The organism is Flavobacterium piscis (assembly GCF_031457575.1).
GTDB classification, from domain to species: domain Bacteria; phylum Bacteroidota; class Bacteroidia; order Flavobacteriales; family Flavobacteriaceae; genus Flavobacterium; species Flavobacterium piscis_A.
In genome coordinates this window covers 137146-152582 of record NZ_JAVDWQ010000013.1, presented here as the reverse complement: position 1 = coordinate 152582, position 15437 = coordinate 137146, and the positions used below count along the sequence as shown (strand labels likewise).

General features: G+C 35.5%; 8 protein-coding genes and 2 pseudogenes. 2 read left to right on the top strand and 8 right to left on the bottom strand.

Features of this window, described 5'->3' with window-relative positions:
- A pseudogene (locus tag J2W48_RS23220) lies at positions 1-120 on the bottom strand (IS200/IS605 family transposase); the annotation flags it as partial.
- A gap of 523 nt (positions 121-643) precedes the next feature.
- On the bottom strand, positions 644-1138 hold the full coding sequence (locus J2W48_RS17430) for a hypothetical protein (RefSeq protein WP_310282970.1): 495 nt from the start codon (positions 1136-1138) through the stop codon (positions 644-646).
- Between the two features lie 248 nt (positions 1139-1386).
- Between J2W48_RS17430 and J2W48_RS23215 the strand changes: the two are divergent.
- Positions 1387-1591, top strand: a pseudogene (locus J2W48_RS23215) (IS1 family transposase); the annotation flags it as partial.
- 113 nt (positions 1592-1704) lie between these two features.
- A complete protein-coding gene (gene galA / locus J2W48_RS17425; protein WP_310282969.1) occupies positions 1705-4527 on the top strand; it encodes a beta-galactosidase GalA in 2823 nt (940 codons plus the stop codon).
- Positions 4528-4596: 69 nt separating this feature from the next.
- On the opposite strand, the gene J2W48_RS17420 is transcribed toward galA, so the two are convergent.
- The 6 genes from J2W48_RS17420 to J2W48_RS17395 all read right to left on the bottom strand — a co-directional run bounded on the left by J2W48_RS17420 (position 4597) and on the right by J2W48_RS17395 (position 15223).
- On the bottom strand, positions 4597-5529 hold the full coding sequence (locus tag J2W48_RS17420) for an SMP-30/gluconolactonase/LRE family protein (protein ID WP_310282968.1): 933 nt from the start codon (positions 5527-5529) through the stop codon (positions 4597-4599).
- Positions 5530-5675: 146 nt separating this feature from the next.
- Positions 5676-6263: a Crp/Fnr family transcriptional regulator gene (locus J2W48_RS17415; protein WP_310282967.1), complete on the bottom strand. Its 588-nt coding sequence runs from the start codon at positions 6261-6263 to the stop codon at positions 5676-5678.
- Between the two features lie 11 nt (positions 6264-6274).
- A complete protein-coding gene (locus tag J2W48_RS17410; protein ID WP_310282966.1) occupies positions 6275-8086 on the bottom strand; it encodes an alpha/beta hydrolase fold domain-containing protein in 1812 nt (603 codons plus the stop codon).
- Entirely contained in the window at positions 8070-11036 is a 2967-nt protein-coding gene (locus J2W48_RS17405) for a glycoside hydrolase family 2 protein (RefSeq protein ID WP_310282965.1), read from the bottom strand. Before J2W48_RS17405 ends, J2W48_RS17410 begins: the two co-directional genes overlap by 17 nt.
- Before the next feature lie 237 nt (positions 11037-11273).
- Complete coding sequence (locus tag J2W48_RS17400) at positions 11274-12398, bottom strand: glycoside hydrolase family 88/105 protein (RefSeq protein WP_310282964.1); 1125 nt, start codon at positions 12396-12398, stop codon at positions 11274-11276.
- A 23-nt stretch (positions 12399-12421) separates the two neighbouring features.
- Positions 12422-15223, bottom strand: coding sequence for a glycosyl hydrolase (locus J2W48_RS17395; RefSeq protein WP_310282963.1), 2802 nt, complete (start codon positions 15221-15223; stop codon positions 12422-12424).
- Between the last annotated feature and the right edge of the window lie 214 nt (positions 15224-15437).

Genomic DNA, 15437 nt, shown 5'->3' with positions numbered 1-15437 from the left:
TATAGAAACCAAACTCATTTCAACAGAATCGGTTAAAACATTTCTCCTATATTTTATAGGACACACCAAATGATAAAGTAACAAACTTTTATTATGTCGTTTGAAAAGGTGTTCGCTCATCCAACAAATATACTAATCTTTCTATTTTACGCTAAACCCCGAGGCAGAGCCTCGAGGAATTCTTTTGATTAAAATGCAGGATATTTAATCCTGCACGAGTGCCAGATTATGAGTATCATTTTTTTCCTGGGCTAAGTTAATAATTTTTAATAGTAATAAAAGACGATTAAAAATGAATGCAGTAATAGAAGTACGCCATGCTTGCATAGGATTAAAGTTGAAAAAAAGGAAGAATAATAAGAGCCTTTTATTCAATATAATAGTTTTATAGCAGATAATTTGACCATACATTCAGATGATTCCATTAATAATTCATAGTTTCAACAAAGCCTTCTATCATTATCGGATCAGGCAAATGTTCTTTCCACGACCCATCTTTTATGAGTAGGCTTAAATAGTGATTTCTTATCATCAGATCGCATTACCACCTGAATAATATATCCAAATTGTTTTTGACTTATTCAATGATCTCATCCCTGTAACCACGATATGACGTTTTATTCCTTTAACTTTTTTGTTTCCATTAAAACCTTAAAGAACAGTTATTTCCCCAACGAACACTTTGATTATCTATTATCCCCAGGCTTGCTTGAGCTTTTTGCCCTTTATTTCCATCTTCTGGAGGGAATTCATCAGCGTTTAGTTCAGATAGTTTATGTAAAATATTTTCAAGTTCCTTGAATTCTGAATATTCAGGCTTAATTTCAAATTTTATTTCTTGTGGCAAAAAAGGTCTAATACTTGCTAAATCGGTAGAATCCATAAATTTCCAAGTCTTAGGTGATATTGAATCTGCTAGTGAGTATTCGTACGGAATTGAAGCCATAATTTTATTCGTATTATTATCCAATTCTATTTTAAAGCCACTGTAAAATGAAGGAGAAGAAGAAAATATAATTTTTTCTATTTCAGTTTTTTTCCCATCTGAACAACTAATTATTGTGATTAAGAGCAAAAAAATACATATAAATTGTTTCATTAAGTTTCCGTTTTTCCGTTGGTTTTTAAATTTTCGCATAAAGCCGCATTTAACTATCTTAAATTGGTTTATAAGTCAAATATTATTTTTGGACTAATTTAGAAACAATTTTTATAAATTATCAAAAATGTTTTTGGACTTGCCTACAAAAGGAAGACAAAGATGCAACGAGTACCGATTTAAATTAAAACACAAAACCAGCGTTTGCAACTCGATTAAAACAAAGAGGCTACTTATTACGGAGAGGCTTTTGTTTACAATATTTTTCTGAAAGAAATAGGTTATGTATCAGATGTATTGGTAAAATTACCAGCAGCATAAAATGCGGTAATCCAGGATATTTTATGCTATGTCAGAATACGAGAATTGAAAATTATATTTCTTCAAGTTTATAAGTCAGCTACGGACAAATATATTATTCCACTCACAAAAGAGGGTTTAGGAATTAGAAGCACTGTGAGAATATTACAAATTTCAACTCCTACATTATTATATTTAGAGACATAAACTATTTGACATACTTTGATAAAATACTATTAATTCCTGTATATCAAAAACGGTATCTTTATGGACTTTATTTAACCATCAAATTAACCTGAATTACTATGAAATCTATCTCTCTTCATCAAAGTTTTATTTATTGCCTGTTTTTAATATCATTTTATACTATAGCCCAAAAAAATGACAAAAGAGATTTGATATTAATAGATAAAGAGTGGAGTTTCAATTTTGGTCATCAATATGATTCCGAAAAAGATTTTGGTCATGCAACGGGTTATTTTTCCTATTTAACAAAAACCGGATTTGGAGATGGGCCAGCTGCACAAGGATTTGACGATCGTGCCTGGAGAAAATTAGATTTGCCTCATGATTGGGCAGTAGAACAGGCGTTTAGTGAAAAAGCCAGTTATAGTCACGGATTTAAAACAGCAGGAAAAGGTTTTCCGGAAAAAAATATTGGCTGGTATCGAAAAAAAATTACTATTCCCGAAACAGATCAGGGTCAAATTATTTCTTTAAAATTTGATGGTGTTTTTAGAAATTCAAAAGTTTTTTTTAACGGGCATTTCCTCGGTACGGAAGAAAGCGGCTATAACGGATTTGAATATGATGTTACAGCCTACATAAATTATGGCGGAGAAAATACGATTGTTGTTCGCGTTGATGCTTCAATGGAAGAAGGCTGGTTTTACGAAGGGGCCGGAATATACAGACATGTCTACCTACAGAAAACAAATCCAATTCATGTTATAACTAACGGAACCTATGTTACTTCAGAAATCAAAAATGATAATGCCGAAGTTACAGCTCAGGTTACCATCGAAAACAAAGGAAACTATAAAGGCTCAATTGAAATAATTCAGAACATTTTAGATGCTTCAGGAAAGCAAGTTGCCACAAATACAGAAAATGTATCAGCTCCTCAGTTTTATAAAACAACCAATTATACTTCAAAATTAAATGTAAAAAATCCGTTATTATGGGATATTGAATCGCCTAATTTATACAAATTAGTAACTCAGATTCAGCAGGATGGAAAAACAATTGACAGTTACGAAACGCCTTTCGGAATCAGAACTATTCGATTTGATGCGGAAAATGGTTTTTTCCTTAATGGAAAACAGGTAAAACTAAAAGGAACCAACAATCATCAGGATCATGCCGGAATTGGAACGGCGCTACCGGATGAACTGCAATATTTCAGAATCAAAAAACTGAAAGAGATGGGATCGAATGCCTATCGTTGCTCGCATCATCCGCCTACACCTGAATTGCTTAAAGTTTGTGACGAATTGGGAATGCTCGTAATTGATGAAACCCGTTTAATGGGAATTAACGATTATCATTTGAATGATTTGAAACGAATGATTGAGCGCGATCGCAACCACCCAAGTATTTTTTGCTGGTCGGTTGGAAATGAAGAATGGAATATTGAAGGCGGAATTGTTGGTGAACGCATTACAAATGTGATGCAGGGATTTACAAAAAGCATCGACGATACAAGACCTGTAACGGTTGGAATCAGCAGTGGTTTTAAAAGCGGAATATCTTCTGTAGTGGAAATTATGGGGTATAATTATCTTGGAAACGGGGATATTGATGCACATCGAAATCAATTTAAACAACAGCCGGGAATGGGAACCGAGGAAGGTTCTACTTTTGCAACACGTGGAATTTATTTTACAGATGATGCCAAACATTATCAAAGCGCCTATGACAGAAAACCCCGACCAAGTTTTTACAGTATCGAGGAAGGCTGGAAGTTTTATGCTGAACGTCCTTATTTAGCGGGAGTATTCTTTTGGACCGGTTTTGATTATAGAGGAGAACCGACACCTTATGAATGGCCGTCGGTAACATCCTATTTTGGTATGATGGATGTTTGCGGTTTTCCTAAAGACAATGTTTATTATTTAAAATCATGGTGGGGAAGCAAGCCTGTGTTGCATATCATGCCACATTGGAACTGGAGTGGGATGGAAGGCAGGGAAATTGATGTCTGGGTGCATTCGAATTGTGATGAAGTAGAACTTTTTCTGAACAAAAAGAGTCTTGGCAAAAAGAAAATGGAGCAAAACAGCCATTTAGAATGGAAGGTGAATTATGCTCCGGGAACTCTGGAAGCAATTGGTTATAAAAACGGAAAAAAACTTCTAATCGAAACTAAAAAAACAACCGGAATTGCAGAAAATATCAAACTTTCAGTTGATAAAGAAAATGCTGTAACTTCAAATGTTAGTGTTGTAACAGTTGAAATTACAGATAAAAAAGGCCTGCATGTACCTACTGCAAATAATGAAATAACTTTTTCTATAAAAGGAGGAAAGATTTTGGGAGTCGGAAATGGAGACCCGACTTCATTAGAAAGCGATAAATTTATTGATAACACAGAGCTTGTTGCTATAACTAATTTTGAGGAGAAAAAGCTAACTTCTGCTAATCTTCCCAATCAGATAACAAATGATTCGGATAACACCTGGGTAACAGCTTTTAAGGATAGAGATTATAAAAATCAGGCTCCTGCGTATGTGTACAGAGGGAAGTTTGATTTAAAGAACGTTCTTAAAACAAATACTATTGCTTTTTTCTATAAAAAAATAGGTACAAACGCAGTAGTTTTTGTGAACGGAAATAAAATTGCTCCCAGCGCAGAAGATTCCCAAAGATATATTTTCAATGCTAATGTTTTAAAACAGGGATCAAACACTATTCAGATTATTGCACCGCCTCTGCAAAAAGAAAAAGATTGGGATGTAATGAATACTGACCCCGGAATTATTCAGGTAATTACTCCTGCTGAGCAGTGGAAACGAAAGCTTTTTAACGGATACGCACAAATAATAATCCAGAAAAATGAAAACGAAAATGAAGTTGTTTTATCGGCTGCTGCCAAAGGATTACAAGCAGGAACTTTAGTTAAGAAATAGTTTCAGGTTTCAGGTTTTCAAGTTCGTGAACTTTGCCGTTTAACGAACTTGAAACCTGAAACAAAAAACTTAATTTATGCTTTGAACAGTATAAGCTGACTGACTCTTATCTCCTGATAATAAGTTGCCTAATTTAGAACTAATTACATATACGTTTCCATCTGAGGCCAATGTTGCAGTTGTAGGGAAATCCTCTTTTCCAATATTGGTTTCACTTATTTTTGTGGCACTTGTCCAGTTGTTAGTACTTGAAAAAGTATATGTTTTACCCATGCCTAATCCATTTTCAACAAGGACCAGGTTATTATTTTTATCTAATTCTATACCGTCAGGATAGCTGAATGCTGCTCCTTTAACCTCAGTAATATTTGTCGGATTAGAAAGAGATATTTTAAATAATTTAGAATTATCCGTTTTTGCCACTAATAAATAACCATTCGGGTGAAAAACAATTCCGTTTAAACCAAACTCGTTGGGTGCTGGCTGGAATAAGGTATTAGTTGCAAATACTGAGGGCAAATAATTAAGGTTAAGTTTATAAATAATCGGAGAAAATGAATCGGTGATGTAGATATTCCCTTGCAAGTCCACAGCAATATCATTTGGGCAGGATCCGGCATTCGGGGTAAAATTTTTTAAATCAATTTCCTTAATTAATGCACCTGAAGTAAGATTGAAAATACTCACTGTTGCAACAGATCCAGCACTTCCTTCCGTACTTTTTTGCGAAATTCCCAAATCAGCGTTAGCCACGATTAATCGGTTTCGAATTTCATCAGTATAAACTCCCGTTGGCAAAACCAGTTGGCTGCTTGTTGCAAAAACAGACAATTCGCCTTTGGTATTCAGCGCATAAACAGCTCCTTTATGTAAGGAACTAAACAGGAATTTTTCATTTTTTGAATCATAATCAATTCCCTCAGGATAAAGCCCAACATCTGTTACAGTGTATTTTTTTTGAAAAGAAACAGAAGTTTCATTCGATTTTTTTCGCTGTCGCAAGCAATGGAAAGAATTGAAAATGCTGAAATTAAAATAGTATTTTTCATTTTTATTAATTAAAATTTTTGTCCTTATTGACAATGCAAATCTGGGACAGAATAAGAAAAATAAAAATGAACTGGTTTAGGAAATAAGGTTGAACCAGTTTAACTTTTTGAGATTTTACGATTGCGGATTTTACTTAAATACTCCGTGCTAAAACCCAGATAAGAAGCTAAGGCATACTGAGGAACACGTTGGGCAATTCCTGAATATTTGCCCATAAATTCATCATAGCGTTCTTCTGCCGTTTTTGTAAAATTGGATAAAAGTCTTTTTTGCTGAAAAGCAAGTGAACGCTGGGTTATAATACGTTCAAATTTTTCAAGTTTCGGAATTTCCCTAAGAAACTTCTGCTCGTCTTCATATTCAATTTGAATAAGAACTGAATCTTCCAAAGCTTCAACAAATAAAGTAGCAGGCTCCTGATAAATCAAACTGCTGTAATCAGAAATCCACCAGTCTTCAATTGCAAATGACAAGGTATGTTCTTTGCCGTCATTGCCTACAAGATAACCTCTAAAAGCACCTTTTACAACATAACTTTTGTGTTTGCAGACAAAACCGGGCTGTACAATAAACTGTCTTTTTTTTACTTTGGTAATCTTTAAAAAAGTGGCAAGATGACTTTTTTCATCCTCTGTCAAATCAACATATCTTGAGATATAATCTATAACTGGTAATAAATCATTCATAATAACTGATTTTATTCTTTCTTCAATTGACTGATTATTTCTGAAGGCACTTTTAAAACTGTTCCGTGCCTTGTTCCTTTTGGAAAACTAACCTGTTCTGAAATATCCTCCCAACCGTTGGAAGTTTGTTTTACAGCACCATACTTTTTTAGGGTGTATTTGTCAAAATAAACAATCCATTCATTATTTATCTGAATAGCTGTTGGACCCTCAGCCCAATAATTTCCGGTAATAGCTTCACTTGCTTTGGTATATGGCCCTTCCAGATTTTTACTTGTGGCTATTTTTAAGTTTTTCTGAACGGGAACTTTGGTTTCGTCTTTTAAATACATCGTAAATCCATTGTTTGTTTTTACAATCGAAGCATCAATTACATTGAAACCAGGCTCGTAAAGCAATTTCGTTTTTTTGAATTTTTTGAAATCTTTGGTTGTTGTATAATAAATTCGGTGATTATATCCTTTCTCTTCTTCCGATTTGGTTTCCGGAAATTTACTATCAATTGTAGAAGCCCAGTAAATCATATATTCTTTTGATTTTTCATCATATGTGATTTCCGGTGCCCAGGTATTTCTGGTTTTTTCTTCATGTGCCATAACCGGGATAAATTCTTGTTTAGACCAGTGAATCAGGTCTTTAGAAGAAGCATACCCAATTCCTTTGTCTGTCCAGCTAACCGTCCAGACCATGTGATACAATCCGTCACCGCCTTTTATTACACACGGGTCACGCATTAATTTGTCTTTACCGACTTCGGGAGTCAGGAAAGATTCATCTTTCTTTAAAGCTTCCCATTTATAACCGTCTTCGCTGTAAGCCAAATGTAAACCATCTTCGCCATTTTCTTTAAAATAGGAAAAAACATAACCATCAGGTTTTAGAATATAATCATTTGCTGCCAGCCATTTTTCGCAGGTTTGCGGCCAATATTGGTTGGTTCCTTTAGCACCTAAGCCAAAACCATGTCCGCCGTTTTCGTAAATATGCATTTCGGCTGAAACTTTTTCTTTTTTTAATGCGAGGTAATAATTAATACTGTTTTCAACAGGAACGGCTTTGTCATCTGTTGCATGTATTATGAAAGCTTTCGGGGTATCAGCAGTGATTTGTTTTTCATTTGAAAATTTATCAATGAGTTCTGATGGAGGATTTTTTCCAAGTAAATTAATTTTTGAACCCTCGTGCGTAATACTATTTTGCATGGAGATAACCGGATAAATCAAAATAGAAAAATCAGGACGTGCACTGGTATTATCTTTAGAATTATACACTTTATCATTATAATGAGTTGACAAAGTGGAAGCCAGATGACCTCCTGCTGAAAATCCCATAATACCAATTTTGTTTGGATTTATTTTCCATTTTTCTGCATTGCGCCTTACCAAACGAACAGCTTCCTGAGCATCCTGCAATGGTCCAACCGATTTGTTTTTCATAATTAAATCGCTTGGCAATCTGTATTTTAAAACAAAGGCATTTATCCCCAAAGTAGTAAGCCATTCAGCCACTTTATGTCCTTCCTTGTAGTTGGACAAATAGCTGTAACCTCCTCCGGCACAAATTATAACCGAAGAGCCGTTTGATTTTTCCGGACTGGCAAAATAGGCGGTAATTGTAGGCTGAATTACTTCTTTTACTCTTTTTACATTGCCATTATCTTCAAAATCTGTTTTTTCAGTATATTCTTTAGATTCAATTGCATCGGGAACCTTATCCCACAGTAGAATTTCCTGTTTTTGTGATAAAGCGGTCATGCTCATTCCTAAAGTTAAAAAAACGACTGCAAGTTTAACTTTGTTATACTTTTTATTGGAGTTTTTCATAAAATTCTATTTCGACAATACGTAATTGTCCCGTTGCGTTTACTGCTGTCGGGTCTTTAAATAAATCTAAATCTTTGGTTGCTTCTACTTCTACAATTTTACTGAAGCCATCTTTTTCAGTGTTGGCCCCAATTAATTCAATTTTAATATTTTCGGCAAGAACTGGTTTTAAAGGAATGGTAATGTACCCTAAGCTTTGAGCTGTGTTACCCTTAAAAACTTCTTTTCCGTCTGCTAAAATACGAATTGGATAGCTTTTTGATCTCCATCCCGTTAATTTTATTACACATTCGTTTATTATTGCAGGTTTTGAAAGCGTGTAGGTTATGGAACCTGTTTTGATGTTCCCGTCATTTTTCCACTCGCTTAGTTCGTTGTCATCATAACTTTTAAAAGTGTCACTATTGTTGGAAGGGGATGAGGCGCTTATTATGGTAACGGAGTTTCTTTTTAGAGTGTAAGATGGTGTTGTGGGAGTTGGCCCTCTTTCTAAATTGGAAGCTAAATTTACTCCCGGAACTGTTGTAGAAAGCCCATCCTGAGTTTTTACTGCTTTACTTTCAAAAGTCAGTTCTGCTGATTTTAATCCTTTGGCTGTAGCTGAAATTTTTATTTTTCCACTTTTTGTCATGGATTGCAGCATAACCCTGTTGATACCATTTTCAACTGGAATTGTTTTGGAAAGAATATAATTTTTAGGGCCCTGGGCAATTCCTCCTAACCAGGTAACCGGGCCATCAACTGAAAATGTAATCATGTCATTGCTGATAGGGCAACGGTTTCCGTTTTTATCAGCCACTTCAACATCAATTAAAACGACATCGGCACCATCTGCCAAGAATCCTTGCTCTTGGGTAGTTAATTTTAATTTAATGACAGCAGGGTTTCCAACCGTTATTTTCGAGTCTTCACTCAAAATTTCCCCTTTTTCATTATATCCAGTTGCTTTTATGGTACCTTCTTTAAAAGCAATGTTTTCAAAAGTAAATAAAAACTCATTGCTTTGTTTCCCAAAACCTTGCGAGGCTCCGTTGATAAAAAGTTCTACTTTACTCGCAGTCGAAACAACGTAAATATTTTTGACAACGTTATCGGCATAATTCCAATGACCCATAATATGTGTGCGGTGTTTTTCGACATCAACCCAACCGTCCCACATAGTCTGGTGTGCCCAAAAACCGTCTTTTGGAATACGCATAGCATCTACTTCGCCACTGGTCCTGTAATTCGATTCGCCTCTGTGATGGGTGTTGGAATCAGAAAAAATAATATTGACACCACCCGAATTTACCCTTTTTCCGGTACCGGGTCTTTCTTTATAATAATCATTCCAGCGAATAATGTTTTCAATAGCGTGTCGGTCCTGATTATGATTGTAATCTTCGGCAGGTTTATCACGATATAAGGGGCCAACGCCTTCTTTATGAAAAGGAGGAGAGAATTCGTCCCAATATTTGCGCAAGCCTTCGTCCCTGGAATATTCGGTTGCCCATAAAGGTTTTTGGGCACTTTTATTAATGTAAAGCATCTCTCCGCCATATTCGGCTTCTTTGCTGTCGAGCATTTCACGAGAGCCAATAGCACGTCCGCCAGAAGGATCATAGGTGTTTCTAAGATCTTTCATTTCGCGCATATGTTCCTCGCTGATAGATTCATTACCACTTTCATAAAAAATAATACTCGGATTATTTCGATTGTAAATGATAGCATCGCGCATCAGGTTAACCCGTTGGTTCCATTGTTCGCCTTTGGCATCTTTTTCGGCATCACCGGCAGGCATTGCTTGTAATAATCCAACTCTGTCACAGGATTCTACATCTTGTTTCCAGGGTGCAACGTGCATCCAGCGTACCAAATTTCCGTTGCCTTCTACCATTAATTTATTGCTAAAATCACTCAGCCAGGGCGGAACTGACATTCCGATAGCCGGCCATTCGTTGCTGGTTCTTTGGGCATAACCTTTTACCTGAATAACCCGGTCATTAAGCCATATTTCACCATTTTTGAATGCTGTTTTTCTAAAACCTGTTTTAGTTGAAACTTCATCAATGACTTTTCCATCTACTTTTAAAATGGTTTTTACCGTATACAAATAGCCATAGCCCCAACTCCAAAAATGTAAATTATTAACCAGTTTACTGGCTTTTATAATTTTAGTTTCATTGGGTAAAAGAGTCTTTTTTTCTCCTGGAAATGAAGCTGCTATTTTACCATTAAGATCTTCAATAATCACATTATATTCTACATTTTTTACTGTTTCAAATTCATTACGTACCTCAGTTTCAGCATGAATAATTGCGTTTTGTTCCTGAATATTAATATCAGATGGATAAATGTAAACTCCCGTAGTTTTCAGGTTGGAGTAGAGTGGAAGTGTCTGATATAATTTGCCGGTAATGTGCAGGAATACATTTTTAGGAATTCCGCCATAATTGGCATTGAAATTCATGTTATTCCATTGATAAGTAGTGTTTGTGGCTATTTCTCTGTATTTCCAGTCATTGTCAATCCTTAAAGCAATCGTGTTTTCTTCAGGAAAAGGTTTGATAATTTTAGAAATATCAAAACCAAAACCCATTACACCATTTTCATGAAGCCCAACTTTTTGTCCGTTGACATAAATGATCCCGCCCTGACGAATACCTTCAAATTCTAAAAAAATCTTTTTGTCTTTGATCCCCTTGGGAAGTTTGAATTTTTTACGATACCAGACAATTCCGGTAGTATGGTTGTCGATATCTTTTTCAAAAGCTTCCTCCTGATTATAGGCATGAGGCAGTGTAACTTTTCTCCATGCAGTATCATCAAAAACAGGAGATTCCGCATTTTGCGAATCTCCTGTTTTTAATCTCCAATCGGAATTGAAATTGTATTTTTCTCTTTTAAATTCTTGTGAAAACAGGCTTGAATTAAAGAGTATCAGAACAAGATAAAAGAGTGTTTTTTTCATGATAATTTGTTGGTTAGTTTGAGTGAGGGATGGAAGTTAATGTCATTAAGTTAAGATTCGTCAGTTCGAGTTGAGTAATAATTTGCGATAGAAAATTATTACGAAGTATCGAGAACCCCTGGCTCTTTAAGACTTCTCGATACAATTTTATACATTAAAGCTATCGCATTAATGTGACGGCTAAAACTACTTAACGTACTGCCCGACCCGGCCTTTTCGGGAGGGAGCACTCCCAAATTATTTCATTTTATAAATTTCCGACCCGGCCAATAAAAAACAGCCTAATCCGTAATCTTCAAAATCCGGAATTTTATCGTATGATAATGGCTGTCCGTCTTTAGGCTCTTTTCCTGTAGATTGCAAGTAGCCTAAAAATCCATTATCGTGCAAAGCATCTTTCGTTATGGCATTCCATGCTTTTTGAATTACAGGTAAATAAGTTTCTTTTTTCAAAATTCCGCTGTTGATTCCGTATGCCATTCCGTAAACGAATAGTGCAGTTCCCGATGTTTCTTTTTCTCCAAAATTTGTAGGATCGTGTAAACTTACATTCCAAAAACCATCTGCTCTCTGAATAGGAACCAAAGCAGCAGCCATCGCTTTTAAGTCTTTTACATATTGCTCTCTGTGAGGCGCATTTTTAGGAATTATCGTCAGTACTTTTGCCAAAGCACCAATTACCCAGCCATTACCACGGCTCCAGTAGCAATCTTCGCCATTTGGCTCTTTGTACGGAGGGTCAAAATCGGCATCACGCCACCATAAACCATCTTTAGGATTGTAAAGCCCGTTATCACCGTGTTTGTTTCTGGAATACATATACATTTCGTACATTTTTTCGTAGTAACGATTGTCTTTTTCAAGTACTCCCAGTTTAGCAAAAACCGGCATTCCCATCTGGATAGCATCAATCCATGACCAGTCGTCCAGTTGAGGCGTGTTCAGCAACATGTTGATATTGGCTTTGGTATTTTTTAATTTTTTGGCATCCGGCTCTAAATTGTATAAATCGATATAGGTTTGAGCAGCACAATAGTTGTCAGCATTTCGAGTCACATTTCCGCCATTAAATCCCCATTTATGAAATTCAGACCAGTCGTAGGCGTATTTATAGTAAGCCTCTTTTGGAAAAATTTCGTGTAAGGCCATTAATCCTTCATAATAAACCCCGCGTGTCCAGATATTACTTGTGCGTTCTTTATTGGTAATGATTGTTTTGCCGGTATCTGGCCATTTTTGCATAAAATAATCATTGGCAAGCACCATTTGTTTTAAGACTAATTTTTTGTCAAATGGTTGTTGAGCGCTGGTAGTGCTAGTGTATGATAAGCATATAGCGAAGAATAAAACTACTTTTTTCATTTTTACATTCGTTATTTAGGGAATTAATTTTGTTTTTTTAAAGGTGTGATTGTTATGGGACCTAACAACCCCGAAGGCATTGGAGACCATTGGGCAGCATCAAATTTTTTATAATCTTTATCTACCATATTGATTTCATAGAAAATTTTCCATTCTTCGCCTTTTAGTTCTTTATCCCGAATCCTGTTGGCTGAAAGATTGGTTACCTGAATTTTCAAGGTGTTTTTTCCAGATTTTAATTTTCCGATATTCAATTGATAGGGAACTGACCAGGCTGTTCCAATAAATACATCATTTACCCAAATTTTAGCACTTTCGCGAACATCGCCTAAATTTAAATTCCAATTTTCGGTTTTGCTATTCGGATTATCAAATTGTAATGTATAGGTAGCACTTCCTGAAAAAGCTTCGGCTTCCGGGCCTAATTTTGTCCAGGATTCCAGATTTGAAATTGTAGCTGTTGGAGGCAATGCAGGTCCGCCTTTGTCAAAATTTATTTTCCAGTCTCCTTTTAGCGGAATGGCAGCAGCGACAGGTTCAAAATAATTCCATTTTTTCTGTGTTGCTGTATTTTCAGTTTTTAAGAAAAAAGATTGCCCCGGCTCTATTTTTATTTTAACCAATGTATTTTTGGCAGATTTCTGTACAACAGCATTTCCAAAATCCCTGTTTAGCGGGTCAAAAATGACTACTTCTTTATTGCCAATTTCCAACGGAATAAATTCATCAATTGTTTTAGTGGTATGGTTAACCAAATAGTAAATTTTTTCTCCGTCAATAGCTCTTCGTATGTATTTTAAACCTGTATTTACCAGATTTTCAGGATAAATTTGAGCTTCTTCTAAAGTTTTGAAGATATCGGTGACAGGTTGAACAGACTCTTTATTTGATGCTAAAATAGATTTTAATTTATCTTCCTGTTTTTTATAATCATTAAATCCCGGAACTGATTCCGGCAATCCTTCAAAAATAATTTTTGCCCCTGCATTTTGAAGGGCGATGATGTTTTGCAAAGTAGATAAAGGCATTTTTTTACAAGAAGGAATTATCAATGATTTAAAAGTTCCTCCCGGCAAAACGATTTTTCCATCTACAACTTTGGCTTCTGCAATAAAATTATCAGAAATAAAATCAACCCCATAACCTTTCTTCATTAAGCTTTTGGTAGTGTCATAAAAAGAAGTTTCATGTAACCATTCTGATAACGAATGTATTTTGAATTGAAAAAACAAAGTTCCTTTATGGTATTTATCCCAAGTGTCAAAAATAGGCCAGTACAGTAAAATTTCATTATCCGGTTTCCCTTGCTGCAACATTGACTGACAGTTGGCTATATATGAAAACAGAGACGGGGCATCTTCCCAGATATTATTGGTTGCATTAAAATTTACGGAAGCATAAAATTTCCATCCCGGCCACACGGCTCTTTCCGGTGAATAAGTTGAACCATGAAGAAAAATGTGATTGATTCCGTTAAGCATCAAATCTTCGGCTTCAGGTTTGCATTGTGATAAAGCCGTTTTAAAATGTTCTCTCAACCAGGTAAATGTTTCTGAAGAGACCAGTGGTTTTCCTGAAACATGAGCTGCCGAAGAGGAGAATTTCAGCATCACAGCATCAGCATCACCCTCGCGGATGTCTTCTTTTTCGCGTCTTAAGCCCGGAATGTCAAATGGCATAGAACCAAAAGTTTCGCATTCCGGAATATCCGCAGAAGCGTATAAGTCAATTAAATTTCCGGGAGAACCGTGGGCTTGCAATTTGGTTTTAAACCCTTTTCTATTCGCCCATGCAGTCCATGATTTATCAAATTTATTCAATAATAAATCAGATAAGGTTTGGCGGTAATCGCTTCTGATCCGGTTACTGATTACATCATCTGTTTCCCTCAATAAAAGCGGCAATTGCTGTTTTAAATCATAACCCCTTCTGGCTTTGAATTCTTCGAAAAATTGGGGCGTAAAATCAGTACCATACACTTCATAACTATCGTTAAAAACAGCTCTTATTTTTCCTTCACGTCCTTTAAAAGCGTTATCAAACGGGACAACATAAGCATTAAGGGCTTCATCAGAATAGTGATCAAGAGTATATCCACTACCACCAGGAGCCGCTCTTTTTACTTGCTGTCCGGTTTTACCGCTAAAAACCGCATATATAGTATAATCTGTTTTTTTAGCTTTCCATTTTAATTCATTGCGTACTGATTGATTTGGTAATGTAACAGTAGATCCCTCTATATCTTTATCTTTGGATGTTACAGGATTCTTTTTTAACTGATCAGTAAGATTAATGTACGAACCATCCGTTCCATACGCTACTACATATAAAAGTTGTGCCGGTGTTTTTTCTTTTTTGTTTTCAACAACAATGCTTTTATTAAAGGTTTCATTTTTTTTAACCTGATATTTTTCAACAAGCAATTTTGTAGCAGCATGTGGCAGTGTTACATGCGAACCTCCATAAGGCCAGCCTGTTCCCAGAACCATATCAACCTGCATATGTAGACTATCAGCAGTTTTAATCGTATAATCTAACATTTCCAGCCATTTAGGAGAAAGAAAATCTATAAAATTGTTTTCTTCACCTTTTACACCATATATAGGAGTTATTTCAACACCACCGATTCCAACATTGTGAAAATCGATAAGACTCCTCTTCAAATTAGGTTTGTCGACCGCACTTCCCATCCACCACCAACGGGCCCAAGGCTGATTGATATTGGTAGAATTTGGCCATGGGGATATTGTTTTTTCCTGACTATAAGCACTGAAAATTAAGAAAAAGGCAAATAGAAGATAAAGTAATTTTATATTATGTTTCATTATTATAAAGATTCCTGATTATTACTAAACCAATAATTGAAAGTTGTTTTTTAGTGAATAACTAATAAAACCCGTTGAGAGTAATTAGTTTTTGATGATATTTTTTGGAAGTCCGAATGATTTTCTATAGAAAATTACATCAAGAACAGAAAAATTATTTAAATATATTTTTGTTTCGTTTCTCTGTACAAAAAACACCCGAACTAACTTTTTT